Genomic DNA, 25,100 nt, shown 5'->3' on the forward strand with positions numbered 1-25,100 from the left:
ATGGAACGCCCATTGCAAACGTTACAGTATCAAAGTCGGAAGCCTTCGCCCAGATAGACGCGTTTCACCTGCTCATCTTCCAGGATTTCGCTGGGTGAACCGTGGGAAATCAGCTGCCCTTGACTGACGATATAGGCGCGTTCGCACACATCCAACGTTTCACGCACGTTGTGATCGGTGATCAGCACGCCCAGGCCGCTGTCGCGCAGGTGCTCAATAATTTTTTTTATGTCGAGCACCGAGATCGGATCGACACCGGCAAAGGGTTCATCCAGCAAAATAAATTTGGGATTGGCCGCCAGTGCACGAGCGATCTCTACGCGACGACGTTCGCCGCCGGACAAGGATTGTCCCAGACTATCGCGTAAATGAATAATATGGAATTCTTCCATTAACTCATTGGCGCGATCGTCCTGCTGTTCCGGCGTCAGGTCTTTGCGAATCTGCAAGACAGCCATCAGGTTGTCATAGACGCTCAGACGGCGAAAAATCGAGGCTTCCTGCGGCAAATAGCCGATGCCGCGGCGTGCGCGTTCGTGCAAGGGCAACAAGCTTATCTCTTCATCATCAATCACGATCCGCCCGGAATCGCGCTGGACAATGCCGACAACCATATAGAATGTCGTGGTTTTTCCCGCACCATTCGGTCCGAGCAACCCGACAATTTCACCGGAGTTGACCGTTAAACTTACGTTTTCGACCACGCGACGGCCCTTGTAGGCCTTCGCCAGGTTTTCTGCGATTAATGTTGCCATAGGTTATTCAGTTGCCTGTGGTTGCTGCTTGGCTTTTTGAGACGACGGTGCGGCGGCCTTGCCGTTCTTATCCTGTAGCTGAGAGGGGACCAGCACGGTGGTGACGCGCCCGCCTTTATCACCCACTGCCTCCATCTGCTGCTGTTTCACCAGATAGGTGATGCGATCGCCCTTCACGTTGCTATCCAGTTGTTCCAGATACGCATTACCCGTCAGCGTGATCTTATCTTGCGCCAGTTCATAGCGCACTTTCTGGGCGCGGCCTTTCACCGGCTTGCCGTTATCTTGCATCTGGTAGAAGGTCACCGGATTACCAAAGGCTTCAATCACTTCCTGGCCCTGCGATCCCTGTGGGCGCGTGACCACAACTTTTTCGGCCTTCACATCGATGGTGCCTTGTTTTACCGTGACATTACCGGTGAAAGTGACGGTATTGCCCTGCATGTCCAATGACTGCTGCGCGGAATCAATGTGAATCGGCTGGCTGGTGTCTCCTGTCACAGCAAGGGCAGGCAGGCTTGCTGCTAACAGGGCGCTGGCAATCGCCGCGTGGCGCCAGACGTTATTGGTGTTGAATTTCATAAGAGGTTTTTACCTTTTCAATCAATTCGGCAGTTTTGTTACGCAAATTACCGCGCATTTTCATCCCATTCGAGAGGAAACTGGCTCCAAACAGTGTCACCTCATCATCGGAGGCGATGTCCTGTGTCACCAGGTTAACTTGCGCATTATCGGTTTTTATCTGCCGTAATTGTGAGTCATTGGTCAGACTGTTGACTTCCACATGCCCGTATAAGAACAACATTTTATCTTTGGTCAGCTTGGCGCGGTCGGCTTGCACCGACCAGGTTGCGACACCTTGTTCGTTGAACAGCGTAGCGACAGGCGCGGTAAACCAGGTAAGCTGTTCCGCGTTAAAATACTCCACTCTTTGCGCAACGAGTCGATAGTTGAGGCCACCTTGCGGGTTAAATACGCGCGTGGTGGTTTCATCGCTGGTGTAGGTCGGCACCGCATTGTCCTGGGTTTCCGTTTGTGGCGCGCTGTCCTGATCCGTCAGGTTCCAGCCAATCAGAATCAACACAATGAGCGCCAATAGCGCGGTAAGCCAACGCTTCGTCTTATTCATAATAAAAACGTACTCATGGTCATCGCAAACTCATGTCGTAGCAAATTCGTGCCCTGACAAACGGGCGGCGATAGCCCCTTTGCCGTGACGCTATTGTCATACCGATAGCCCTTTGGCGTCGTCCAACTTACCCTGCGCCAGCAGGATAAGGTCGCACAGTTCACGTACCGCACCGCGCCCGCCGGGAATGTTGGTCACGTAGTCCGCCCTGGGCAGCAGCAGAGGGTGGGCATCTGCCACGGCGACGCTAAGGCCTACCTGCGCCATCACCGGCCAGTCAATCAAATCGTCACCAATATAGGCAACCTGATTGGCGTTAAGCGACAGTGTATCTAACAGTTCACGGAAGGCCAAAACCTTATCTGACTGTCCCTGATAAAGATGGGTGATACCCAGCGTGCGGCAGCGGTCTTCCACCAGTGGCGCAGAGCGCCCGGTAATGATGGCGACCTCGATGCCGGACGTTAGCAGACAGCGAATCCCATAACCGTCGCGCACGTTAAACGCCTTCAGTTCTTCCCCTTGATTGCCCATGTAAATAAGGCCGTCAGAGAGCACGCCGTCAACATCGCAAATCAGCAATTTGATGGCTTGCGCCTTTTCCAATACCCGATCCGCGACGGGGCCGTAGCAGGTGGCGGTTTGCGCTTGGGGGTTATTCATAAACACATATCCTTGATGTCACCCTTCTTTCTCTAGGGATCGCCAGAAAGACGATCCCGTAAACTGTCACACCACGCCAGCGCGCAGCATATCATGCATATGGACGATACCGACCAGTCGATCGGATTGTGCCACCAGTAGCGACGTAATATGGCGCGACTGCATCAGATTCAGCGCATCCACCGCCAAGGTATTGGGCGTGACCCGAATACCGCCTGCGGTCATCAGATCGGCGATACGCGCATCATTGAGGTTGATCTGCATATCAAAGATGCGGCGCAGGTCACCGTCGGTGAAGATGCCTTCGATCGTCATGTCCGGCGTGCAAATTACGGTCATACCGAAACTCTTGCGGGTGATCTCCACCAGCGCATCACGCAACGAGGCGTCTCGGGTAACGTGGGGGATCTCGTCTCCGGTATGCATGATATCCGCAACGCGCAGCAAAAGTTTGCGGCCCAGTGCGCCACCGGGGTGAGAAAGGGCAAAATCTTCGGCGGTGAAACCCCGCGCCTGTAACAAGGCGACGGCAAGCGCATCGCCCATTACCAGCGTGGCCGTGGTGCTGGAGGTGGGGGCTAGCCCCAACGGGCAGGCTTCCTGCGGCACATGGACACAGAGATGAATATCGGCCGCTTTACCCATGGTGCTTTCCGGGTTGCTGGTGATGCAAATCAGAAACACACCCAGACGTTTGAGCACCGGGATCAGCGCCAGAATTTCATTGGACTCACCCGAGTTGGATATGGCGATCACGATATCTTGCGCGGTGATCATGCCGAGGTCACCGTGGCTGGCCTCACCGGGATGAACAAAAAACGAGGGAGTGCCTGTGCTGGCGAAGGTTGCCGCCATCTTGCAGCCGATATGCCCGGATTTCCCCATTCCCATTACTACCACTTTGCCCTGGCAATGGAACATGGTGCGACAAGCGCGGGTGAAGTTGTCATCGATATACTGGTCCAGATGGGCCAACCCGTCGCGTTCGATAGCGAGCACGTGTCGGCCCGCCTGTTGGAAATCGAAATCGGGCTGTTGTTCAACGTTGGACATAACGGTTAATCCTGACTATTTGAGTTTTCCAAGAAAACGAGTCGTGCGCCGCTAATACAGCAAAAACAGCGTCGCAAGGTAAGCAATAAACATACACAGTAACAGCGCGCCAGCACCTTGCCCGATAGAGCGTTTTTTGCGCAGACAGAGCAGCGTCAGCAGCAGGCTCGCTCCCAGCATGACCCCGTAATCGCGTTGAAATGCCAGTGGGTTCACCGCACCGGGTGACAGCAGCGCCGGGACACCAAGCACGATAACCAGATTGAAGACGTTTGACCCAATCAGGTTACCCAGCGCGATATCATCCTCTTTTTTCAGCGTGCCGACGATGGCTGTGGCCAATTCCGGCAGGCTGGTGCCGATCGCCAGCACCGTTAGCCCAATGGTCAACTCATCAAACGCGAAATGACGTGCGATCACCGTGGCATTGTCAATCACGATGCGTGCCGCCATCGGCAAAATAATCAATCCCAGCAGCAACCAGAGAACGGCAACCGTCTGATTACCGTCAGCCTGTGCCTGCGGCAGCTCCGCCAGCTGTTCGCGCGTCAGGCTGTCACTGCCGCTCTGTTGCGCCTGGCGTGCCATGCGCAGCATCAGTACGATCCAGGCACCCGCCGCCGCGAGCAGCATCACGCCGTCAAGCCGACTGAGATAGCCATTGTAAAGCACACCGCCGCTGAACAGCGTGATCAACAGCATGGGGAGTAGTTCACGCCGCAGCAGATCGGAACGAAAGGTCAAGGGGCGAATCAGGGCAGCGCTGCCGAGGATTAGCATGATATTGGCGATATTCGACCCCAATACGTTACCGACCGCCATGTCCATTTGCTGGTTCAGGCCCGCCGTCACCGACACCGCCAACTCTGGCAGTGAGGTGCCGATGCCAACAATCATCACGCCGATAATCAAAGGAGAAACGCCCCACACACGGGCAAGAACGGCTGCGCCATAAACTAAACGGTCAGCACCATAAACCAAAAGAAACAGGCCAATAACCAGCAGAACTATCGCAAAAAGCATGCAGCGTCCTTTATTCGGGTATAATCACCGGCTCATTAGGCAATGAAGCGGTGCGCGGACGAATGTCGAGCAAAAATTGCGTTGCATCGTAGAGGGGTAATTTTGACTGTCTGGGCAGAAAAAGTAAAACCTATGGCAGCCAGAACCCGCCCTTTTCGGTAAGAATTGTCGGTAATATTTTGTAAAACTCGTGCTTTGCCTGAAACCTGCCGTTAAGCTTGATAGGAAATGCAACGGTTGTTGCACGTCATGGACGTATAACAGCGACGATCGTCAAGGGGAGTGAGTGAAGGAAAAGATCGCATGAACCAAGATGCTACTCATCTGGTCGAAATTCGTGGGCTCAATTTTTCGCGCGGCGAGCGGCCCATTTTCACCGATGTTTCATTAACCGTACCCAAAGGGAAGGTCACCGCTATCATGGGGCCCTCCGGTATCGGTAAAACCACATTGTTGCGCCTGATTGGCGGTCAGCTTCAGCCGGACAGCGGCGAGATCTGGTTTGACGGGGAGAATATTCCAACGCTCTCCCGTTCCCGGTTGTATGACGTGCGTAAGAAGATGAGCATGTTGTTCCAGTCTGGCGCGCTGTTCACCGATCTTACCGTGTTTGAGAACGTGGCCTGGCCGCTGCGGGAACATACCCAACTGCCCGAAGCGCTGTTACGTAGTACGGTGCTGATGAAACTGGAGGCGGTCGGGTTACGCGGTGCGGCCAACCTGATGCCTTCAGAGCTGTCCGGAGGGATGGCTCGCCGTGCCGCATTGGCCCGCGCCATTGCGCTCGATCCGCAAATGATCATGTTCGACGAACCGTTTGTCGGCCAGGATCCGATCACCATGGGCGTGTTGGTTAAGCTTATCGATGAACTGAACCATGCGCTGGGTATCACCTGCGTGGTGGTCTCTCATGACGTGCCGGAAGTGCTGAGCATCGCAGATTATGCCTATATCGTGGCGGATCAGCACATCGTTGCGCACGGCTCGGTGGAGGCGCTGCGTGCGAATACCGATCCTCGGGTACGGCAATTTATTGACGGCATTGCCGATGGTCCCGTGCCGTTTCGCTTCCCTGCAGGTGACTACAAAACCAGCCTGTTAGGCTCCGGGAGTTAATCAATTCATGCTACGAGAAGCATTGGCGTCGTTGGGACGTCAGGGAATCCGGTCCTGTGCTGCCTTCGGTCGTGCCGGGTTCATGTTGTTTAATGCGCTGGTGGGCCGTCCCGAACTGCGCAAGCAAGGCCCGCTGTTGCTCAAGCAACTGCACAGCGTTGGGGTTCAGTCTCTCTTGATCATCCTGGTGTCTGGACTGTTTATCGGTATGGTGTTGGGGCTGCAAGGGTATCTGGTGCTGACCACCTACAGCGCTGAGGCCAGCCTGGGCATGATGGTGGCGCTTTCTCTGCTGCGCGAACTGGGGCCGGTGGTTACCGCGTTGTTGTTTGCTGGCCGCGCCGGCTCGGCGCTGACGGCGGAAATTGGCCTGATGAAAGCCACCGAGCAGCTTTCCAGTATGGAGATGATGGCGGTAGACCCGCTGCGGCGCGTGGTGGCCCCGCGTTTCTGGGCCGGACTTATCAGCATGCCGCTGCTGACGATCATCTTTGTGGCGGTCGGCATCTGGGGCGGCGCGTTGGTTGGGGTGAGCTGGAAGGGCATCGATGATGGCTTCTTCTGGTCAGCGATGCAGGGCGCCGTCGAGTGGCGCAAAGATCTGCTGAACTGCGTGATCAAAAGTGTGGTATTTGCGATTACCGTGACCTGGATTGCGTTGTTCAATGGCTATGATGCGATCCCGACCTCTGAGGGGATCAGCCGGGCGACGACGCGCACGGTAGTGCATTCGTCATTGGCGGTATTGGGATTGGATTTTGTGCTGACAGCACTGATGTTTGGGAACTGAGTCGATGCAAACAAAGCGAAGTGAAATCTGGGTTGGCGTATTCCTGTTGATCGCCCTGGGCGCCATTATTTTTCTCTGTTTGAAAGTCGCCGACGTGAAGTCTATCGGCAGCGAACAGACCTACCGGCTGTACGCCACGTTTGACAATATTGGCGGTCTGAAAGCGCGTTCTCCGATCAAAGTCGGCGGTGTGGTGATTGGTCGCGTTGCCGATATTTCATTGGATACTAAAACCTATTTGCCGCGCGTTGCCATGGATATCCAACGCCGGTACGACCATATTCCTGACACCAGTTCGTTGGCGATCCGCACCTCCGGGTTGCTGGGCGAACAGTATCTGGCGCTGAATATTGGCTTCGAAGATGAAGAAATGGGCACCAAGATCCTCGCTGATGGCGGTGTGATTCAGGACACCAAATCCGCCATGGTACTGGAGGACTTAATCGGACAATTCCTCTATAAGAGCGGAGGAGATAGCGCCGACAATACGGTGAAAACGGAATCTGTGCCGCAAAACGAACCGGCATTGACGCCAGCGCCGTCTGCTCCTGCGTCGGGCGCAGCACAATAATCAAGAGGACATCTGCATGTTAAAACGTTTACTGATGGTGGCACTGCTGGTCGTGGCACCTTTCGCCAGCGCGGTGGATCAAACCAATCCTTATCGTTTGATGAACGATGCGGCGGAGAAGACCTTTTCGCGTCTGAAAACGGAGCAGCCGCGTATCAAGCAGGATCCGAACTACTTGCGTCAAATCGTGCAAGAAGAGCTGCTGCCGTATGTGCAGATTCGCTATGCAGGGGCATTGGTTCTGGGCCGCTACTACAAAGAAGCGACGCCGGCGCAGCGTGATGCCTATTTCAAGGCGTTCGAAGCCTATTTAGCGCAAGCCTACGGTCAGGCGCTGGCGCTGTATCACGGGCAGAACTACCAGATTGCACCGGAACAGCCGCTGGGCACTGCGGATATCATTCTCATCCGCGTAACCATTCTTGACAACGGTGGCCGCCCACCGGTACGTCTGGATTTTCAATGGCGTAAAAACAGCCAGACCGGTAACTGGCAGGCTTACGACATGATTGCCGAAGGGGTGAGCATGATCACCACCAAGCAAAACGAATGGGCAGCCATTTTGCGTCAACAGGGCGTTGATGGGTTAACCAAGCAGTTGGAAGCCTCCGCGCGTCAGCCGATTACGCTGGAGCAGAAAAATGGCTGAGGCTCTGCGCTGGACGTCGCAAGACACGACGCTGGCGCTGTCCGGCGATTTGGATCGCGATTCCCTGCTGCCGTTTTGGCAGCAGCGCGAGACCTTGCTGAAGGGCAAGCAGGCGCTGGATATCGCGGCGCTGAACCGGGTGGATTCCGCCGGGCTGGCGCTGTTGGTGCATCTCTATCAACAGCAGCGCCGCTCAGCGCCATCGTTCACCATTTCTGGTGCCAGTGAACGGGTAAAAACGCTGATTGCGCTGTATAACCTCAACGACATTATTCCCGTCGTTTGATTTTTTTCTTTACCTTTCCCGCGTATAGATGAAAACCGCCCTCTTAGCTCACGCCAAGAGGGATTTCTTTGTTTAAGAAAACGGCGTATTCATCTAAGATACACGGCTGATAATCCTCCCCCTGAACACAGAATTGAGAGCGATGGAAAATAACGAGATCGAAGAGGTGCTGATGAAGGCACTCGCACTGCAAGAAGTCCACGTCACGGGCGATGGCAGCCACTTTCAGGTCGTCGCCGTGGGGGATATTTTTGCTGGTATGCGTCGTGTCAAACAGCAGCAGACCGTATACGCGCCCTTGATGGAGTACATTGCGGACAACCGCATTCATGCGCTTTCTATAAAGGCCTATACACCGGAAGAATGGCAGCGCGATCGTAAGCTGAACGGCTTTTAAGCGAGAGCAGTGCGCCCTGGAATACTTTTAGCAAGCTGAGAACCTTTAACTATGGACAAATTTCGTGTGCAGGGTCCTACCCGGCTCACTGGTGAAGTCACTATCTCCGGGGCGAAAAATGCCGCCCTGCCCATCCTGTTTGCGGCCCTGTTGGCGGAAGCGCCAGTAGAAATCCAAAATGTTCCCAAGCTGCGTGATATTGATACCACGATGAAGATGCTTAGCCAGTTAGGTGCTCACGTGACGCGCAATGGTTCGGTGCATGTGGATGCCCGTGACGTTAACGTCTTTTGTGCGCCTTACGATCTGGTGAAAACCATGCGCGCTTCTATCTGGGCGTTGGGTCCGCTGGTTGCGCGTTTCGGTCAGGGTCAGGTCTCACTGCCCGGTGGCTGCGCGATTGGCGCACGTCCGGTCGATCTGCACATTACCGGGCTGGAGCAGTTGGGGGCCAAGATCGTGCTGGAAGAGGGCTATGTCAAAGCCACGGTTGACGGACGCTTGCAGGGCGCGCATATCGTCATGGATAAAGTCAGCGTCGGTGCCACCGTCACTATCATGACGGCGGCAACGCTGGCTGAAGGCACCACCATTATCGAAAACGCCGCGCGCGAGCCGGAAATTGTCGATACGGCAGGTTTCCTGAATGCCATGGGTGCCAAAATCACCGGTGCTGGCAGCGACAAGATCGTTATCGAAGGCGTTGAGCGTCTGGGCGGCGGCGTTTACCGCGTGCTGCCAGACCGTATCGAAACCGGTACGTTCCTGGTGGCGGCGGCGGTCTCTCGTGGCAGCATTGTGTGCCGCAACACGCGCCCGGATACGCTGGATGCCGTGCTGGCAAAATTGCGTGACGCAGGCGCGGATATCGAAGTGGGTGAAGATTGGATCAGCCTGGATATGCATGGCAAACGCCCGAAAGCGGTTACCGTGCGTACTTCTCCGCATCCTGGCTTCCCGACCGATATGCAGGCGCAGTTCAGCCTGCTGAATCTGGTGGCAGAAGGCACCGGTGTTATCACCGAAACCATCTTTGAAAACCGCTTTATGCACGTGCCGGAACTGATTCGTATGGGCGCGCAGGCAGAGATTGAGAGTAACACCGTGATCTGCCACGGCGTTGATACGCTTTCTGGCGCTCAGGTAATGGCGACCGATCTGCGCGCATCAGCCAGTCTGGTGCTGGCGGGTTGCATCGCGGAAGGCACAACCCTCGTCGATCGCATCTATCACATCGATCGTGGTTACGAACGCATTGAAGATAAATTGCGTGGGTTGGGTGCAAACATCGAACGTGTGAGCGGTAACGACGCGTAATCCCGTTTCAGTATGAGCAGCCGTGCGCTGCTCATACTGGTAACGTCAGTTCTCCGGAAACTCCTGAATCGTCACCGACAGCGTCATCTCCTGGTCGCCGCGGCGAATGGCTACCGGAACGGCAGTGCCGGGACGAACTTCAGCCACCTGATCCATGGTTTCAATCACTGAGACGGCGGGCTTGCCGTTCATGGTCAGCAGCACGTCACCTTTTTTCATGCCGCCTTTATCTGCTGGTCCGCCGGGTTCGACATTCATCACGATCACACCTTGCAGGCGTTTATTGCTGTCCAGCGTGCTATTGGGTGATAGCCCTTCCGCTTGTGCGCCGTTAATGCCGATATAGCCGCGCACCACACGACCATCGCGAATCAGTTTTCCCATCACCTTGGTGGCCAGCGCTACCGGGATGGCGAAGCCAATGCCTTCCGGCGTTTCTCCGTCGCTGCCTTTATCAAAGGTCAGGGTGTTGATGCCGACCAGTTCACCTAGCGTGTTGACCAACGCACCGCCAGAGTTACCGTGGTTGATGGAGGCATCGGTTTGCAGGAAATTCTGACGCCCACCAAAGCCGGAACCCGATCCGTCCATCAGGCTCAGACCCACGCGGCCGGTGGCGCTGATAATGCCTTGAGTCACGGTTTGGCCCAGGTTGTAAGGGTTACCGATAGCCAGCACCACATCGCCGATGTGCGCCGTGCGTTTTTCGTTGATGGTGATGACCGGTAGGTTAGCGGCTTCCACTTTCACTACCGCCAGATCGGTCAGCTTGTCCGTGCCAATCACGCTGGCCTCATAGACGCGGCCATCCTGTAACGAGATAACCAACTGCGCGATATTGTTTATCACGTGATTATTGGTCAGCACGTAGCCCTTTTCACTCATGATCACGCCAGATCCGAGCAGGCGAATGTTCAGTTCTCCGTTGGTTTCGCTGCTTGACTCCCGGCTATAGACGTTAACCACCGCAGGCGCTGCGCGGCGAACGGCCTGATTATAGCTAAGCGGCACATCCTCGCTCTGGATACTGTGTGAGCGGGAAAACAGTGCGGTATTTGACCGTAGCAACGGCATGATCGCGAGCAGAATTCCCGCCACGATCGCGCCAATAATGGCGGAGCGAAAGAGTTTTGCGAGCATAAAACGTACAGGGAAGTGGATAGGTAAGCGTAGGATAACATGAGTTTACCGGACACGGCATGTACCGTGTCCGATTTTATAGTATTGAGACAATATATTGTATTAGCGTAACAGCAGGTAAATCGTTTCTTCGCCACGCATCACGTTCAGCGCCAGCACGCTGGGTTTGCTTTCCAGAATTTTGCGCAATTGGGTGATGTTTTCTACCCGCTCACGGTTAACGCCGATAATGATATCGCCTTTCTGCAAGCCCACCTGTGCTGCCGGTGTGTCTTTAGTGACGTCTTCGATTTGTACCCCTTTGCTGCCATCTTTCGCCTGACCATTCGCTAGCGATGCGCCCTGCAAGGCCGGGGACAGGCTTTCGGCGCTGGTGGCGGCAGAGGTGTTATTATCGAGAACCACGGAAAGTTCCAGCGGTTTACCTTCACGCAGCAGGCCAATTTTCACCGTTTTACCGGGCGCGGTAGTACCGATTTTGGCGCGCAGTTCAGCAAAGCTGTTGATGGGCTTACCGTCCAGTGATGTCAGCACATCACCGGCTTTGATGCCCGCTTTAGCCGCGGCTGATTTTGGTAATACTTCGCTGACGAAGGCCCCACGTTGCGCTTCCACCTTGAAAGCTTTAGCCATGTCGGCGGTCATTTCGCTGCCTTTGATGCCTAACAGGCCGCGTTTCACTTCACCGAACTTGATAAGCTGCTGCGCCAGGTTTTGCGCCATGTTGCTGGGAATGGCAAAACCGATACCGATGTTGCCGCCGCCCGGTGCCAGGATTGCAGTGTTGATCCCAATCAGCTCGCCGTTGAGGTTAACCAGCGCACCGCCGGAGTTTCCACGGTTAATGGAGGCATCGGTTTGGATAAAGTTTTCTAACCCTTCCAGATTCAGGCCGCTGCGACCCAACGCGGAGATGATGCCGGAGGTGGCCGTTTGGCCGAGGCCGAACGGGTTACCCACGGCAACGGCGAAATCCCCGACGCGCAGTTGGTCAGAGTCCGCCATTTTAACTTCTTGCAGATTTTTGGCATCGTTCAGTTGCAGCAGGGCGATGTCGCTTTGCTCATCGCGACCCAGCAGTTTGGCTTCATATTCCCGACCGTCATTCAACTGCACACGAATTTTATCGGCGTTGTTGATGACGTGGTTATTGGTCAGTACATACCCTTTGGCCGCATCGATAATCACGCCGGAACCGAGGCCTTCAAACGGGCGACTGTTCTGCTTGCCTGACGGTGCATTCGGGCCAAAAAAGAATTTAAACTCTTCCGGTACGCGTTGGCGCTGCGTCTGTGTGCCTTCCACATGCACGCTGACCACCGCAGGCAGCACCTTTTCCAACATCGGTGCCAGACTGGGTAACTGTTGACCTTCCACCACGGCAGGCAGGGCGGCAAATGCTGCTGGAAGCGATGACAATGCCAGGCTCATGCTTACTGCCAGTGCGCTGAATAATAATGATTTTTTCTTCATTTGACGTTATCTCTCACAACCTGCGAACCATCGACAGTATGTCGATTATGAATAAAACGATGATATATAAACTTAAACGGCTGGTGAAGAGTCGACCAGCGAATAACGTGTAAAGTTCACTGCTCTTTCGTCAAGGGAATGTAACTATCGTCAAACTGTGCAGGGAAGGGGTATCGGGGATGTAGGCTGCGTGAAGGATCGTGTCCTTCACGCAGTGGTGCGCAGGGGGTTATTTGCGCAGCGGGCGCTCACCGCGCAGCAGTCCTGAGGCGCCGTCTGAATAATCGCGCGGTGGCATGCCTACCGGGGCCTGATCGTTGTCTGCTTCCGCTTCGGTTAAGCGATAGCGAAACGGGTTATCCTGCATCGGCAAATCTGGCAGCAGGCTGCTAGAGCTTTTTGCCATGTGCTGGTACAACTGACGGTAATCTTTTGCCATGTTGTCCAACAATTCAGCGCTGTGGGCAAAATGGCCCACCAACTCCTGACGATAGGTCTCCAGTTCGGTTTTGCTCTTTTCCAACTCGCTTTGCAGCGCTTGTTGCTGCCGCAGTTTAGGGTTGCCAAAGCGCATGGCGACAGCACCGATGATGATGCCGACAACTAATCCTATTAGCGCATACTCCCAAGTCATAAAGACACCTCTTTCGACGTCGTTGTCCCGTAGGGTTTTTTCACTTCATAATAGCCACTATAACCGCTAACGCCGCCCGAGTGGAGTCCCGAAACGCGACGCTGTAAGGTAATTGGGATCTATTTCAGGTGATATCATGGAAAAATGCGACGATCGCGGAGCGAATCGCCGTTAACGGGCGATAAAACACGACTAACTTTTTTTCGGAAAATGACGGATGAAGGGAGAACCCGAGATGATACAACCGACAACGCTGCCGCTTGCTGGGCCACTGGCGCACTATCAGCAGGCAGTGGCGGTGGGCGAGTATCAGCCTGATGAAGTACAACGGCAAACGGTAATCGCGCTGCACGGTATTTATCAGGCCTTGCAAGTGCGCGAAGCATCGCAGGAGACTCCCGTATCCGATGGCCGTTTTACCCGCTGGCGGCACTGGTTGGGGCTGGCGGATAAACCGCCGGCGGACCCGGTGCAGGGGCTTTATATGTGGGGGGGCGTCGGGCGCGGCAAAACTTGGCTGATGGATCTGTTTTTCCAAAGCCTGCCCACAGAGCGCAAGCTGCGGCTGCATTTTCATCGGTTTATGCTGCGCGTGCACGAGGAACTGAACCAGCTACAGGGACAACCGAACCCGCTGGAACAGGTGGCCGATGGATTTAAAGCGCAGACCGATGTGCTCTGCTTTGATGAGTTTTTCGTTACAGATATCACCGATGCCATGCTGTTGGCGGAACTGTTACGCGCGTTGTTCGCCCGCGGCGTTACATTAGTGGCCACATCCAACATTCCTCCGGATAACCTCTACCGCAACGGCCTGCAACGCAGTCGCTTTTTGCCGGCTATCGATCTTATCAAGCAGTACTGCGAGGTACGCAATGTGGATGCCGGTATCGATTATCGCCTGCGTACCCTGACGCAGGCGCATCTCTATCTGACGCCGTTGTCGCCAGAAACCGATGCTGAGATGCGTCAGATGTTCTCGCGCTTGTCTGGCCGGGCATTCTCTGCGCCGGGACCGGTGCTGGAGATCAACCACCGATCGATGCCGACGCTCAGTGCGGGCGAGGGGGTACTGGCCGTCGATTTTGCCACGCTGTGTCTCGATGCGCGCAGTCAGAATGACTATATTGCGCTATCGCGCCTCTACCACACGGTACTGCTGCACAACGTGACGGTGATGGGGAGTAAGGAGGAGAATGCGGCACGCCGCTTTCTGGCATTGGTGGATGAGTTTTATGAGCGGCGGGTCAAACTGGTGATCGCGGCACAAACCTCGATGTTCGCGCTGTATCAAGGCGAGCACCTGAAATTTGAATACCAGCGCTGCCTGTCCCGTCTGCAAGAGATGCAAAGTGAAGAATATTTGAGCCAACCGCACCTTGCCTGAGCGGACAACGGGGAATTTATCGCGCTTTGGTGGAAAAGAGGTCGATCTTTGCTATCGACTTCTCTATAATCTTGCGACCCCACGTTACAACGACGTTTTTTTCCCGAAACGTTAATCGCGCCGGCATGGCTATTCGAAGGGGTAGGTTTGCTGGACTAGATGCGGTGTGAACCTCGACACTTTTTTCTGAATTTATTGAAGCGTTTGGGTGTTCACCAACGTGTAACTTAAATTGGGTAAGCTTTTAATGAAAACTTTTACAGCTAAACCAGAAACCGTCAAACGCGACTGGTATGTTGTTGACGCGACCGGTAAAACTCTGGGCCGCCTGGCTACTGAACTGGCTCGCCGTCTGCGCGGTAAGCATAAAGCGGAATACACCCCGCACGTCGATACCGGTGATTACATCATCGTTCTGAACGCTGACAAAGTTGCTGTAACTGGCAACAAGCGTAACGACAAGATTTACTATCACCACACCGGCCACATCGGTGGTATCAAGCAAGCGACCTTTGAAGAGATGATTGCCCGCCGTCCTGAGCGTGTGATTGAAATCGCGGTTAAAGGCATGCTGCCGAAGGGCCCGCTGGGTCGTGCTATGTACCGTAAACTGAAAGTTTACGCAGGTAACGAGCACAACCACGCGGCACAGCAACCGCAAGTTCTGGACATTTAATCGGGATTATAGGCAATGGCTGAAAATCAATACTACGGCACTGGTCGCCGCAAAAGTTCCGCTGCTCGCGTGTTTATCAAACCGGGTAACGGCAATATCGTCATCAACCAGCGCAGCCTGGAACAGTACTTTGGTCGCGAAACTGCCCGCATGGTAGTTCGTCAACCGCTGGAACTGGTCGACATGGTTGGCAAACTGGATCTGTACATCACCGTTAAAGGTGGTGGTATTTCCGGTCAAGCGGGTGCCATTCGTCATGGTATCACCCGTGCGCTGATGGAGTACGATGAGTCTCTGCGTTCTGAACTGCGTAAAGCGGGCTTCGTTACCCGTGACGCACGTGAAGTTGAACGTAAGAAAGTCGGTCTGCGTAAAGCACGTCGCCGTCCTCAGTACTCCAAACGTTAATTTCTGGCGTTTATCGCTGCAAATCAACGCAAAAAACCCGGTGCTTGCATCGGGTTTTTTTTGTCTTGCATTCGGCTCATCGGGTTAATTCTGCCTGTATTTCACCTCATCAGATAAAAAAATAATCCTGCATTTCTGAGGGTTAGTAATGAAATTGCGCTTCTTTCACCACAGAACGCACAAAATCTGGTAAACTATTTGCCGATTTTGTGCCTGTATGCCAGCCGGCAATTTTCCCGAATGTTGATGCCGCCAGACGTTTTTCTTGTGGACAATCACGTACAGTGATTCCGGGCTATGCAGGATAGCGCCGTTTAGTTATTAGTCGTATTTCTCGATAAACTTGGAGGTTTTCATGGCTGTCGCTGCCAACAAACGTTCGGTGATGACGCTGTTTTCTGGTCAGTCCGACATTTTTAGCCATCAGGTTCGCATTGTCTTGGCGGAAAAGGGCGTGAGTGTCGAGATTGAGCTGGTGGATATGGATAACCTGCCACAGGATCTTATTGACCTCAATCCCTATGGCTCCGTGCCGACGCTGGTCGATCGTGAACTGACGCTGTATGAATCTCGTATCATCATGGAGTACCTTGATGAGCGTTTCCCTCATCCTCCGCTGATGCCGGTTTACCCGGTAGCGCGCGGTACCAGCCGTCTGATGATGCACCGCATTGAATCCGATTGGTATTCTCTCCTGAAAAAAATTATGCAGGGGAATGCACAAGAAGCGGATGCGGCGCGTAAACAACTGCGCGAAGAGTTACTTGCCGTTGCACCTGTGTTCAATGAAGCGCCTTATTTTATGAGCGAAGAGTTCAGCCTGGTCGATTGCTATCTGGCTCCGCTGCTGTGGCGTTTGCCGCTGCTGGGCATCGAATTGACGGGCGCAGGGGCGAAAGAGCTGAAAGGTTATATGACGCGTGTCTTCGAACGTGATGCTTTCCTGGCATCCCTGACCGAAGCTGAGCGTGAAATCCGTTTGCACACCCGAGGTTAAACCTGTATGGCGTTGTCTCAACTGTCTCCGCGCCGTCCGTATCTGTTGCGGGCTTTTTATGATTGGCTGCTGGATAATCAATTAACGCCGCATCTGGTGGTTGATGTATCGCTGCCGGGCGTGATGGTGCCAATGGAATTCGCCCGCGATGGGCAGATTGTACTGAATATCGCGCAGCGTGCGGTAGGTGGCTTGGAGCTGGCTGATGACAGCGTGCGTTTTAACGCCCGCTTTGGCGGGGTACCGCGTCAGGTTTATGTCCCGATGGCCGCCGTGCTGGCTATTTACGCCCGTGAAAACGGTGCTGGCACCATGTTTGAGCCTGAGCCTGCCTATGAGCTGGATAACCTCACGGATACGCAGGGTGAGGCATTGACGCCGGGTGTGGTGATGTCGGTTGTGGATAACGAGCAACAAGACAACGTGACGGAAACTAACCCACCTGATGACGATCCGCCTCCGGCGCCGCGCGGTGGGAGACCATCGTTACGCGTGGTGAAATAACCACATTCACAGAAAAGGGGCAACCGTCGGTATGCCCCTTTTTTATGGCAACAGCGTTGATGAATCATCGATAACCGTTTGCGGCAGGAGAGCGCGATGAAAATGACCAAGGGCCAGTGCTTATGCGGCGCAGTCACCGTCCAAGTACCGGAAGCGTGCGTGCATGACGTCAGCGTATGTCATTGCAATATGTGCCGCCAGTGGGGCGGGGGACCGCTGTTGGCGGTTGAGTGCAAACACGACGTGGTGCTGCACGGTGAAGAGAACGTTACGCATTACCGCTCGTCAGAATGGGCCGAGCGTACATTCTGCCGAATCTGTGGCACTCATCTCTATTACCTGCTGCTGGAAACGCAAACCTATGAACTGTCTGCGGGGATATTCCCAGACGATCGCAAGCGGCTGGTGAGCCAGATTTATATTGAAAGCAAACCGGATTTTTATGATTTCGCGCAACAGACACCGATGCTGACGGAGCAGGACATCCTCGATCAGTTCAATAGCAATAGCTAGACCTGCGCACAAGAAAAAGGCGGCTTGCGCCGCCTTGATGGATAGCGTTCTGATTACACTTCCAGATAGTTCATGATGCCATCCGCGGCCTTGCGGCCTTCGGCAATGGCGGTCACCACCAGATCGGAACCGCGTACCGCATCGCCACCGGCGAAGATTTTCGGGTTGCTGGTCTGGAACGCGCTCTCGCTCTGCTCTGGAGCCACGATGCGTCCCTGGCTGTCCAGGTCCACGCCGTGTTTCGCCAGCCAGTCCATCTTGTGCGGACGGAAACCAAACGCCATGATCACGGCGTCTGCTTCCAGCACATGCTCGGAGCCTTCAACGATTTCAGGACGACGGCGGCCATTGGCATCCGGCGCACCCAGTTCAGTACGCGCCATTCTTACGCCGCAGGCTTTACCAGCACCGTTGATTTCGATGCTGAGCGGTTGCAGGTTGAACAGAAATTCCACGCCTTCTTCGCGCGCGTTTTTCACTTCGCGCTTGGAGCCGGGCATGTTGACTTCATCACGACGGTAGGCACAGGTCACGTGGGTTGCACCGTGGCGCACCGAGGTACGCACGCAGTCCATCGCGGTATCACCACCACCCAGCACCACCACGCGCTTGCCGCTCATGTCGGTATAGGGTTCATCCGGCGCGGTTTCAAAGCCCATCAGTTGCTTGGTGTTGGCAATCAGGAACGGCAGAGCGTCGTACACGCCCGGCGCGTCCTCGTTTTCCAAACCGCCACGCATTGACTGGTAGGTGCCAACACCCAGGAATACCGCGTCGTAATCGGCGAGCAGGGTCTCCAGTGCGATGTCTTTGCCAATCTCGGTATTGAGCTGGAACTCAATGCCCATCTCGCTGAAGATTTCGCGGCGTTTGATCATCACCTCTTTCTCCAGCTTGAAGGCCGGAATCCCGAAGGTCAGCAATCCGCCAATTTCAGGATGACGATCAAACACCACCGCCTGCACACCGCTGCGTGCCAGTACGTCAGCACACGCCAACCCTGCCGGGCCCGCGCCCACAATAGCAACACGCTTGCCGGTGGGTTTCACGTGAGACAGGTTGGGCTTCCAGCCCATTTCGATCGCTTTATCATTGATGTAGCGTTCGATATTGCCAATGGTGACCGCGCCAAATTCCGCATTAAGCGTACAGGAGCCTTCACACAGTCTGTCCTGCGGGCAAACGCGTCCGCACACTTCCGGCAAGCTGTTGGTTTGGTGTGACAGCTCAGCCGCTTCGATAATGCGCCCTTCGTTCGCCAGCTTCAGCCAGTTGGGAATGTAGTTGTGTACCGGGCACTTCCATTCGCAATAGGGGTTACCGCAGGCGAGGCAGCGGTCTGCCTGCGCCTTGGACTGGCTTTCGGAAAAGGGTTCGTAGATTTCCACGAACTCGATTTTGCGAATCTTTAACGGCTTCTTCGGCGGATCTACGCGCTGTAAGTCGATAAATTGATAAACGTTCTGACTCATAATGCCCTCTTACTGCGCCTGAACCCGCAATTCGGCTGCGGAACGACTACGATGCCCTAATAATGCCTTCACATCACTCGATTTGGGTTTCACCAGCGCGAAACGCGGCGCCCAGACTGGCCAGTTGGCGAGGATATCTTCGCCGCGATGGGAGCCCGTATGCTGCACGTGCTCGGTGATCAGGCCGCGCAAGTGCTCTTCGTGAATCGCCAGGTCATCGACCGACAGCACTTCCACCAACTCAGGGTTGACGCGTTTACGGAACTCGCCGTCTTCATCCAGTACGTAGGCAAAACCGCCGGTCATGCCTGCGCCAAAGTTGACGCCGGTGCGGCCCAATACGCAGACGATACCGCCCGTCATGTATTCACAGCCGTTGTCGCCAATGCCTTCCACCACGGTGATGGCACCGGAGTTACGCACGCCGAAACGTTCGCCCGCGCGGCCTGCGGCAAACAGCTTGCCACCAGTAGCGCCGTACAGACAGGTGTTGCCGATAATGCTCGCCTCATGGCTGCGGAACGCGGAGCCGACCGGTGGACGCACGGAGATGCAGCCGCCAGCCATGCCTTTGCCCACATAGTCGTTGGCGTCGCCGGTCAACGTCAGTTCGACGCCGCCTGCGTTCCATACGCCGAAGCTTTGTCCGGCTGTGCCAGAGAAGTTGGCTTTGATCGGGTCGCTTGCCAGACCTTGATCGCCGTGCTGAGCGGCAATGGCACCGGACAGCGTTGCGCCGACGGAACGGTCGGTGTTGCGGATGTCAAAGTAGAGCGCTTTACTCTGTTTTGCTGCGATGTGCGGTTGCGCCTGAGACAGCAGCGCCTTGTTCAACAGACCTTCATCGAACGGCGGGTTGCTCTCGGTGCAGTACAGCGCTTTGCCCGGCTGCGGTTGCGCGGTTTGCAGCAGTGCAGAGAGATCCAGCTTGTTCTGCTTGGCGGTGAAGCCATCCAGTTCCACCAGCAGATCGGTACGACCAATCAAATCAACCAGTTGACTAACACCCAGCTCCGCCATCAGCATGCGAGTTTCCTGGGCAATAAAGTTGAAGTAGTTGATCACACGCTCTGGCAGGCCGTGGTAGTGATCGCGGCGCAGTTTGTCATCCTGTGTAGCAACGCCGGTCGCGCAGTTGTTCAGGTGGCAAATACGCAGGTATTTACAGCCGAGTGCGACCATTGGGCCGGTGCCGAAGCCGAAGCTTTCTGCACCCAGAATCGCCGCTTTGATGATATCGACACCGGTTTTCAGACCGCCGTCCACTTGCAGACGGATTTTGTGGCGCAAGCCGTTAGCCACCAGCGCTTGCTGGGTTTCCACCAGTCCCAGTTCCCACGGGCAGCCAGCATATTTCACTGAACTGAGCGGGCTGGCACCGGTGCCGCCGTCATACCCGGCGATAGTGATCAGGTCGGCATAGGCTTTGGCTACACCGGTCGCAATGGTGCCCACGCCCGGTTCGGAAACCAGCTTGACCGAAATCATCGCTTTCGGATTGACCTGCTTGAGGTCAAAAATCAACTGAGCCAAGTCTTCGATGGAGTAAATATCGTGGTGCGGTGGCGGCGAAATCAGCGTTACGCCCGGCACGGAATAACGCAGCCTGGCGATGTACGGCGTCACTTTATCACCCGGTAACTGACCGCCTTCACCCGGTTTGGCTCCCTGTGCCACTTTAATCTGAATCACGTCAGCGTTGACCAGATAAGCGGGGGTCACACCGAAGCGACCAGAGGCCACCTGCTTGATGCGTGACACTTTATTGGTGCCGTAACGCGCCGGATCTTCACCACCCTCACCGGAGTTGGAGTTACCACCAATGGTGTTCATGGCTTCCGCCAGAGACTCATGGGCTTCGGGGCTCAGCGCACCGATGGACATGGCGGCGGTGTCAAAGCGTTTAAACAGCTCGCTGGCCGGTTCTACGTCGTCAACCGGAATGGCTACGCCTTCCTGCGGTTTAATGGCCAGCAGGTCGCGCAGCGTCGCCACCGGGCGTTCGTTGACGTGTTTGGCATATTCCAGGTAGTCGCTGTATTCGCCGCTTTTCACGGCTTGTTGCAGACTGTTAACCACATCCGGGTTATAGGCGTGGTACTCGCCGTCGTAAACGAATTTCAGCAGGCCACCCTGTTCCAGCGTTTTGCGCTTCAACCAGGCGCGTTTCGCCAGATTTTGCAGGTCTTGCTCAAAATCACCGAAGTTGGCACCACCAATACGGCTCACCACACCGTGGAAGCAGAGCGCAGACAGCTCTTTGTGCAGGCCCACCGCTTCAAACAGCTTGGAACACCGGTACGAGGCGATAGTAGAGATGCCCATTTTGGACATGATCTTATACAGCCCTTTGTTGATGCCGTTGCGGTAGTTGAGCATTACGGCACGGTAAGGCTTCTCAATGGTGTGGTTATCCACAAATCGCGCCAATGACTCATACGCCAGATACGGATAGATAGCCGTAGCGCCGAAGCCCAGCAGCACGGCGAAGTGGTGCGGATCGCGGGCGCTGGCGGTTTCAACAATCAGGTTGGCATCGCAGCGCAGGCTCTTTTCCACCAGACGGTGTTGTATCGCCCCCACTGCCATCGGTGCCGGAACCGGTAAACGGTGATCGCTGATGGCGCGGTCGGAAAGCACCAGTAACACCGCCCCTTCACGTACTTTGCGTTCGGCCTCTTCACACAGCGCCTCAACGGTTTGCTGCAATGATTGCTCGCGCGGATCGAAGGTCAGATCCAGCGTTTCCGCGCGATAGTGCTGCTGATCTTGGGTGAGCAACTGCGTAAAGTCGGAGTACAACAGGATTGGCGATTTGAAACTCAAACGGTGCGCTTGCCCTTCGGCTTCGCAGAATACGTTCATTTCGCGGCCAATACAGGTCGCCAGCGACATCACGTGCGCTTCACGCAGCGGATCGATTGGCGGGTTGGTCACCTGGGCAAACTGCTGACGGAAATAGTCGTAAATGATACGCGGACGGCTGGAGAGCACGGCAAACGGGGTGTCATCCCCCATGGAACCGGTGGCTTCCTGGCCGTTTTCGCCCAGTACGCGCAGGATTTGGTCCAGCTCTTCGCTGCTGTAGCCGAACTGCTTCTGGTAAGTTTCCAGCAGGTTGTCATCCAGCTTACGGCTGCCAACCTGGTCGTCCGGCAGTTCTTCAAACGGCACCAGACGTTTGGCGTTGCGTTCCATCCACTCTTTGTACGGGTGACGGCCTTTGAGGTCGTTATCGGTTTCGTTGGAGTGCAGAATGCGGCCTTCGAGGGTATCTATAACCATCAGTTCGCCGGGGCCAACGCGACCTTTTTCCACCACTTCGTCCGGCTGATAATCCCAAATCCCCACTTCAGAGGCGCAGGTGATCAGCTTGTCTTTGGTGATGACGTAGCGCGCCGGGCGCAGACCGTTACGGTCGAGGTTACAGGCCGCATAGCGACCATCGGACATGACGATACCGGCCGGGCCGTCCCATGGCTCCATATGCATGGAGTTAAAGTCAAAGAACGAACGCAGTTCCGGGTCCATATCCGGGTTGTTCTGCCAGGCGGGCTGCACCAGCAAACGCATGGCACGCACGATATCCATCCCGCCGCTCAGGAACAGCTCCAGCATGTTATCCAGTGAGCTGGAGTCAGAGCCGGTTTCGTTAACGAACGGAGCGGCATCTTGCAGATCGGGGATCAGCGGCGTTTTGAACTTGTAGGCGCGCGCGCGCGCCCATTGACGGTTACCGGCAATGGTGTTGATTTCACCGTTATGCGCCAGATAGCGGAACGGCTGGGCCAGCGGCCAACGCGGCACGGTGTTGGTGGAGAAGCGTTGGTGGAACAGGCAGATGGCCGATTCCAGACGCAAATCCGCCAGGTCCAGGTAAAAGCGCGGCAGATCCGCCGGCATACACAGACCTTTATAGATATTGATCAGATTGGAGAAGCTACAAACGTAGAACTCTTTATCCTGAATCCGTTTTTCAATACGGCGGCGCGCCATGAACAGGCGGCGCTCCATATCGCGCGGCGACCATCCCGCCGGGGCATTGACAAAAATCTGTTCGATGCGCGGCAGTGAGGAGAGGGCAATTTCACCGAGCACGTCCGGGTTGGTGGGGACTTCACGCCATCCCAGTACGGACAAGGTTTCGTTTTGCAGCTCTTCTTCCACAATGCGGCGCGCCGCTCGGGCCAGATCCTGGTCCTGATTGAGGAACATCATGCCCACGGCGTAGTTCTTTGCCAACCGCCAGCCGTGCTCTTCGGCCACCAGTCGGTAGAAACGATCGGGTTTTTGTAATAACAAGCCGCAGCCGTCGCCGGTCTTGCCGTCAGCAAGGATCGCGCCACGGTGCTGCATACGGGCCAGTGCGTGAATCGCAGTACGCACGACCTTGTGGCTCGGTTCACCTTCTATATGGGCGATCAATCCGAAACCACAGTTGTCTCTCTCTTGGGATGCATCGTACAACATATCTCAGTGAACCTCCCCAGGCTCTGTGTGACTCTCACAACCTACTTCGTTCGGCACCGTGGCGTTGAACGGTGGCGGATGGCGGGGTCGCGCATCCTGCCGTTCTCTTCTTCGGCCTCTCGTGACGGTCTTACAAGTGGACTATGACTTGCTTTAAGAGGGAGTCTTTCTTTTCTAACTGCATAAATATGACGAGTCGCGGACTCGTCGGGAAAGCTTCCAGCGGACTCCCAAATTAGCGAGAAAGCCAGTTCAGGTCAAATATCAATGCAAAATGTGCGATTAAGGGATAATTTTTAGTTATGATTATGAAAAAAATGATTTTTTTGAAAAAATCTCCGTTGGGCTGCACATCGACGGCTGAATGAAGTGTGAGCTGTATCACTATGCAAAAGCGTGAACATCTCGTCACCCTGCTGCGTTATCTCTACGTTATAGAATATTCTGCTGTGGATATCCACTTTTAGATTTAATGAAACTCTTTTTAAGTAACGCTTCATCTTTTCATGACGCGCGCGTAGGGGATTAGAAAATTTAATCAGCATGGATGTGAGTTTATTTTCACTAAAAGCGAATAAAAATGCATTTCATTGGGGTGTGCGTGATTGATCGCGGTCATCGCGAACGCTGGAAGAGAAGGGTAGTCTGCTTTCCCTCAGGGGGTAGGTTAGAATATGCAATTGCAAAAATTAATCAATATGTTTGGCGGGGATTTACAACGTCGTTATGGCGAAAAGATTCATAAACTGACGCTGCACGGCGGCTTTAACTGCCCCAATCGGGATGGCACGCTCGGACGGGGCGGTTGCACGTTCTGCAATGTGGCCTCTTTTGCCGATGAAACCATGCAACGCCAAAGCATTGCGGAGCAACTCAGCACGCAGGCGGGCAAGGTCAATCGCGCCAAGCGCTATCTGGCCTATTTTCAGGCCTACACCAGCACCTATGGCGAAGTGCAGATGCTGGACCGGCTTTATCAGGAAGCGTTGCAACAAGCTGAGATTGTTGGCCTGTGCGTGGGAACGCGTCCTGATTGTGTGCCAGACAGCGTGCTGGATCTGTTGGCAGGTTACCATGCACAAGGCTATGAGGTGTGGCTGGAACTGGGGCTACAGAGCGCCTGGGATAAAACGCTGCATCGCATCAATCGCGGTCACGATTTTGCCTGCTATCAGGAAACGGTGCAGCGTGCGCATCAGCGCGGCCTGCGCGTGTGCTGCCACCTGATTGTCGGGCTGCCGGGCGAGAGTCGCGATCACTGCATGACGACGCTGCAACGCGTGGTGGATACCGGCGTAGAGGGTATCAAGCTTCACCCTCTGCACATCGTTGACGGCAGCATTATGGCTAAGGCCTGGCGCGCCGGACGCCTCTGCGAATTACCGCTTGCCACTTACGTCGCCACGGCAGGCGAGATGATTCGCCACACGCCGCCAGACGTGGTGTTTCACCGTATTTCTGCCAGCGCTCGACGGCCGACGCTGCTGGCGCCGCTATGGTGCGAAAACCGCTGGACCGGGATGGTGAAACTGGATTTATACCTTCAGGCTCACGGGGTGCAAGGCTCTGCGCTCGGTCAGCCATATCAACCGGTTATCCTCGGATAATGTTAACGCGTTGTGGTGATTGTCTCACCGCATCGTGCTGGGTTTTACGTTATGATGGCGCGGTGGGTAT

At 55.1% G+C, this 25,100-nt stretch carries 25 protein-coding genes; 14 read left to right on the plus strand and 11 right to left on the minus strand.

From position 1 onward, the window contains the following. Positions 1-29 precede the first annotated feature (29 nt). The 6 genes from lptB to K6K13_RS01295 form a co-directional block, all read right to left on the minus strand. Positions 30-755: an LPS export ABC transporter ATP-binding protein gene (gene lptB / locus K6K13_RS01270; protein ID WP_196908458.1), complete on the minus strand. Its 726-nt coding sequence runs from the start codon at positions 753-755 to the stop codon at positions 30-32. Between the two features lie 3 nt (positions 756-758). Beyond that, on the minus strand, positions 759-1,337 hold the full coding sequence (gene lptA, locus K6K13_RS01275) for a lipopolysaccharide ABC transporter substrate-binding protein LptA (protein ID WP_222159210.1): 579 nt from the start codon (positions 1,335-1,337) through the stop codon (positions 759-761). Continuing rightward, positions 1,318-1,884, minus strand: coding sequence for an LPS export ABC transporter periplasmic protein LptC (lptC, locus tag K6K13_RS01280; protein WP_222159211.1), 567 nt, complete (start codon positions 1,882-1,884; stop codon positions 1,318-1,320). The genes lptA and lptC overlap by 20 nt, the downstream gene beginning before the upstream one ends. Before the next feature lie 96 nt (positions 1,885-1,980). Next, on the minus strand, positions 1,981-2,547 hold the full coding sequence (gene kdsC, locus K6K13_RS01285) for a 3-deoxy-manno-octulosonate-8-phosphatase KdsC (RefSeq protein ID WP_222159212.1): 567 nt from the start codon (positions 2,545-2,547) through the stop codon (positions 1,981-1,983). A gap of 66 nt (positions 2,548-2,613) precedes the next feature. Next, positions 2,614-3,600: an arabinose-5-phosphate isomerase KdsD gene (kdsD, locus tag K6K13_RS01290; protein ID WP_222159213.1), complete on the minus strand. Its 987-nt coding sequence runs from the start codon at positions 3,598-3,600 to the stop codon at positions 2,614-2,616. 51 nt (positions 3,601-3,651) lie between these two features. Beyond that, entirely contained in the window at positions 3,652-4,623 is a 972-nt protein-coding gene (locus K6K13_RS01295) for a calcium/sodium antiporter (RefSeq protein WP_222159214.1), read from the minus strand. A 303-nt stretch (positions 4,624-4,926) separates the two neighbouring features. Between K6K13_RS01295 and mlaF the strand changes: the two genes are divergently transcribed. The 7 genes from mlaF (at position 4,927) to murA (ending at position 9,749) form a co-directional block, all read left to right on the plus strand. Next, positions 4,927-5,739 (plus strand): phospholipid ABC transporter ATP-binding protein MlaF, encoded by an 813-nt coding sequence (gene mlaF / locus K6K13_RS01300; RefSeq protein WP_222159215.1) that lies wholly within the window; start codon positions 4,927-4,929, stop codon positions 5,737-5,739. Positions 5,740-5,746: 7 nt separating this feature from the next. After that, a complete protein-coding gene (mlaE, locus tag K6K13_RS01305; RefSeq protein ID WP_222159216.1) occupies positions 5,747-6,529 on the plus strand; it encodes a lipid asymmetry maintenance ABC transporter permease subunit MlaE in 783 nt (260 codons plus the stop codon). 4 nt (positions 6,530-6,533) lie between these two features. Continuing rightward, positions 6,534-7,100, plus strand: a complete 567-nt coding sequence (gene mlaD / locus K6K13_RS01310) for an outer membrane lipid asymmetry maintenance protein MlaD (protein ID WP_222159217.1) — start codon at positions 6,534-6,536, stop codon at positions 7,098-7,100. A gap of 16 nt (positions 7,101-7,116) precedes the next feature. Further along, positions 7,117-7,749, plus strand: coding sequence for a phospholipid-binding protein MlaC (gene mlaC, locus K6K13_RS01315; protein WP_222159218.1), 633 nt, complete (start codon positions 7,117-7,119; stop codon positions 7,747-7,749). Beyond that, the gene (mlaB, locus tag K6K13_RS01320; RefSeq protein WP_222159219.1) at positions 7,742-8,035 is read left to right on the plus strand and encodes a lipid asymmetry maintenance protein MlaB; all 294 of its coding nucleotides are present in this window, start codon (positions 7,742-7,744) and stop codon (positions 8,033-8,035) included. Before mlaC ends, mlaB begins: the two co-directional genes overlap by 8 nt. A gap of 142 nt (positions 8,036-8,177) precedes the next feature. Further along, positions 8,178-8,432 (plus strand): BolA family iron metabolism protein IbaG, encoded by a 255-nt coding sequence (gene ibaG, locus K6K13_RS01325; RefSeq protein ID WP_222159220.1) that lies wholly within the window; start codon positions 8,178-8,180, stop codon positions 8,430-8,432. Between the two features lie 51 nt (positions 8,433-8,483). Then, positions 8,484-9,749, plus strand: coding sequence for a UDP-N-acetylglucosamine 1-carboxyvinyltransferase (gene murA / locus K6K13_RS01330; protein WP_222159221.1), 1,266 nt, complete (start codon positions 8,484-8,486; stop codon positions 9,747-9,749). Between the two features lie 45 nt (positions 9,750-9,794). Here the strand turns inward: murA and degS are convergent, their stop codons facing one another. The 3 genes from degS to zapG all read right to left on the minus strand — a co-directional run bounded on the left by degS (position 9,795) and on the right by zapG (position 12,996). Further along, on the minus strand, positions 9,795-10,889 hold the full coding sequence (gene degS, locus K6K13_RS01335; RefSeq protein WP_222159222.1) for an outer membrane-stress sensor serine endopeptidase DegS: 1,095 nt from the start codon (positions 10,887-10,889) through the stop codon (positions 9,795-9,797). A 102-nt stretch (positions 10,890-10,991) separates the two neighbouring features. After that, complete coding sequence (gene degQ / locus K6K13_RS01340) at positions 10,992-12,362, minus strand: serine endoprotease DegQ (RefSeq protein ID WP_222159223.1); 1,371 nt, start codon at positions 12,360-12,362, stop codon at positions 10,992-10,994. Between the two features lie 229 nt (positions 12,363-12,591). Beyond that, positions 12,592-12,996: a Z-ring associated protein ZapG gene (zapG, locus tag K6K13_RS01345; protein WP_222159224.1), complete on the minus strand. Its 405-nt coding sequence runs from the start codon at positions 12,994-12,996 to the stop codon at positions 12,592-12,594. Between the two features lie 235 nt (positions 12,997-13,231). Between zapG and zapE the strand changes: the two genes are divergently transcribed. The 6 genes from zapE (at position 13,232) to K6K13_RS01375 (ending at position 17,481) form a co-directional block, all read left to right on the plus strand. Beyond that, complete coding sequence (gene zapE, locus K6K13_RS01350) at positions 13,232-14,383, plus strand: cell division protein ZapE (RefSeq protein WP_222159225.1); 1,152 nt, start codon at positions 13,232-13,234, stop codon at positions 14,381-14,383. A gap of 247 nt (positions 14,384-14,630) precedes the next feature. Beyond that, positions 14,631-15,059 carry a 50S ribosomal protein L13 gene (rplM, locus tag K6K13_RS01355; protein WP_196908474.1) on the plus strand — a complete coding sequence of 143 codons (429 nt, stop codon included), beginning with the start codon at positions 14,631-14,633 and terminating at the stop codon, positions 15,057-15,059. Between the two features lie 15 nt (positions 15,060-15,074). After that, positions 15,075-15,467: a 30S ribosomal protein S9 gene (rpsI, locus tag K6K13_RS01360; RefSeq protein WP_195314295.1), complete on the plus strand. Its 393-nt coding sequence runs from the start codon at positions 15,075-15,077 to the stop codon at positions 15,465-15,467. 355 nt (positions 15,468-15,822) lie between these two features. Beyond that, positions 15,823-16,464, plus strand: coding sequence for a stringent starvation protein SspA (sspA, locus tag K6K13_RS01365; protein WP_222159226.1), 642 nt, complete (start codon positions 15,823-15,825; stop codon positions 16,462-16,464). Positions 16,465-16,470: 6 nt separating this feature from the next. After that, positions 16,471-16,968, plus strand: a complete 498-nt coding sequence (gene sspB, locus K6K13_RS01370; protein ID WP_222159227.1) for a ClpXP protease specificity-enhancing factor — start codon at positions 16,471-16,473, stop codon at positions 16,966-16,968. Positions 16,969-17,064: 96 nt separating this feature from the next. Beyond that, positions 17,065-17,481, plus strand: a complete 417-nt coding sequence (locus K6K13_RS01375) for a GFA family protein (protein WP_350338146.1) — start codon at positions 17,065-17,067, stop codon at positions 17,479-17,481. A gap of 53 nt (positions 17,482-17,534) precedes the next feature. Here K6K13_RS01375 and K6K13_RS01380 read toward each other — a convergent pair whose 3' ends face one another. After that, positions 17,535-18,953 (minus strand): glutamate synthase small subunit, encoded by a 1,419-nt coding sequence (locus tag K6K13_RS01380; protein ID WP_222159228.1) that lies wholly within the window; start codon positions 18,951-18,953, stop codon positions 17,535-17,537. A gap of 9 nt (positions 18,954-18,962) precedes the next feature. Further along, entirely contained in the window at positions 18,963-23,423 is a 4,461-nt protein-coding gene (gene gltB / locus K6K13_RS01385; protein WP_222159229.1) for a glutamate synthase large subunit, read from the minus strand. Positions 23,424-24,097: 674 nt separating this feature from the next. Between gltB and mnmL the strand changes: the two genes are divergently transcribed. Then, the gene (gene mnmL / locus K6K13_RS01390; protein WP_222159230.1) at positions 24,098-25,030 is read left to right on the plus strand and encodes a tRNA modification radical SAM protein MnmL/YtqA; all 933 of its coding nucleotides are present in this window, start codon (positions 24,098-24,100) and stop codon (positions 25,028-25,030) included. The last annotated feature ends 70 nt before the right edge of the window (positions 25,031-25,100 follow it).

It is taken from the genome of Symbiopectobacterium purcellii (genome assembly GCF_019797845.1).
In the GTDB taxonomy this organism is placed as follows: Bacteria; Pseudomonadota; Gammaproteobacteria; order Enterobacterales; family Enterobacteriaceae; genus Symbiopectobacterium; species Symbiopectobacterium purcellii.

What these genes read in the sequence shown, in the direction of transcription:
- lptB (WP_196908458.1), bottom strand. Translation starts at nt 755, where the DNA reads ATGGCAACATTAATCGCAGAAAACCTGGCGAAGGCCTACAAGGGCCGT.
- lptA (WP_222159210.1), bottom strand. Translation starts at nt 1,337, where the DNA reads ATGAAATTCAACACCAATAACGTCTGGCGCCACGCGGCGATTGCCAGC.
- lptC (WP_222159211.1), bottom strand. Translation starts at nt 1,884, where the DNA reads ATGAATAAGACGAAGCGTTGGCTTACCGCGCTATTGGCGCTCATTGTG.
- kdsC (WP_222159212.1), bottom strand. Translation starts at nt 2,547, where the DNA reads ATGAATAACCCCCAAGCGCAAACCGCCACCTGCTACGGCCCCGTCGCG.
- kdsD (WP_222159213.1), bottom strand. Translation starts at nt 3,600, where the DNA reads ATGTCCAACGTTGAACAACAGCCCGATTTCGATTTCCAACAGGCGGGC.
- K6K13_RS01295 (WP_222159214.1), bottom strand. Translation starts at nt 4,623, where the DNA reads ATGCTTTTTGCGATAGTTCTGCTGGTTATTGGCCTGTTTCTTTTGGTT.
- mlaF (WP_222159215.1), top strand. Translation starts at nt 4,927, where the DNA reads ATGAACCAAGATGCTACTCATCTGGTCGAAATTCGTGGGCTCAATTTT.
- mlaE (WP_222159216.1), top strand. Translation starts at nt 5,747, where the DNA reads ATGCTACGAGAAGCATTGGCGTCGTTGGGACGTCAGGGAATCCGGTCC.
- mlaD (WP_222159217.1), top strand. Translation starts at nt 6,534, where the DNA reads ATGCAAACAAAGCGAAGTGAAATCTGGGTTGGCGTATTCCTGTTGATC.
- mlaC (WP_222159218.1), top strand. Translation starts at nt 7,117, where the DNA reads ATGTTAAAACGTTTACTGATGGTGGCACTGCTGGTCGTGGCACCTTTC.
- mlaB (WP_222159219.1), top strand. Translation starts at nt 7,742, where the DNA reads ATGGCTGAGGCTCTGCGCTGGACGTCGCAAGACACGACGCTGGCGCTG.
- ibaG (WP_222159220.1), top strand. Translation starts at nt 8,178, where the DNA reads ATGGAAAATAACGAGATCGAAGAGGTGCTGATGAAGGCACTCGCACTG.
- murA (WP_222159221.1), top strand. Translation starts at nt 8,484, where the DNA reads ATGGACAAATTTCGTGTGCAGGGTCCTACCCGGCTCACTGGTGAAGTC.
- degS (WP_222159222.1), bottom strand. Translation starts at nt 10,889, where the DNA reads ATGCTCGCAAAACTCTTTCGCTCCGCCATTATTGGCGCGATCGTGGCG.
- degQ (WP_222159223.1), bottom strand. Translation starts at nt 12,362, where the DNA reads ATGAAGAAAAAATCATTATTATTCAGCGCACTGGCAGTAAGCATGAGC.
- zapG (WP_222159224.1), bottom strand. Translation starts at nt 12,996, where the DNA reads ATGACTTGGGAGTATGCGCTAATAGGATTAGTTGTCGGCATCATCATC.
- zapE (WP_222159225.1), top strand. Translation starts at nt 13,232, where the DNA reads ATGATACAACCGACAACGCTGCCGCTTGCTGGGCCACTGGCGCACTAT.
- rplM (WP_196908474.1), top strand. Translation starts at nt 14,631, where the DNA reads ATGAAAACTTTTACAGCTAAACCAGAAACCGTCAAACGCGACTGGTAT.
- rpsI (WP_195314295.1), top strand. Translation starts at nt 15,075, where the DNA reads ATGGCTGAAAATCAATACTACGGCACTGGTCGCCGCAAAAGTTCCGCT.
- sspA (WP_222159226.1), top strand. Translation starts at nt 15,823, where the DNA reads ATGGCTGTCGCTGCCAACAAACGTTCGGTGATGACGCTGTTTTCTGGT.
- sspB (WP_222159227.1), top strand. Translation starts at nt 16,471, where the DNA reads ATGGCGTTGTCTCAACTGTCTCCGCGCCGTCCGTATCTGTTGCGGGCT.
- K6K13_RS01375 (WP_350338146.1), top strand. Translation starts at nt 17,065, where the DNA reads ATGAAAATGACCAAGGGCCAGTGCTTATGCGGCGCAGTCACCGTCCAA.
- K6K13_RS01380 (WP_222159228.1), bottom strand. Translation starts at nt 18,953, where the DNA reads ATGAGTCAGAACGTTTATCAATTTATCGACTTACAGCGCGTAGATCCG.
- gltB (WP_222159229.1), bottom strand. Translation starts at nt 23,423, where the DNA reads ATGTTGTACGATGCATCCCAAGAGAGAGACAACTGTGGTTTCGGATTG.
- mnmL (WP_222159230.1), top strand. Translation starts at nt 24,098, where the DNA reads ATGCAATTGCAAAAATTAATCAATATGTTTGGCGGGGATTTACAACGT.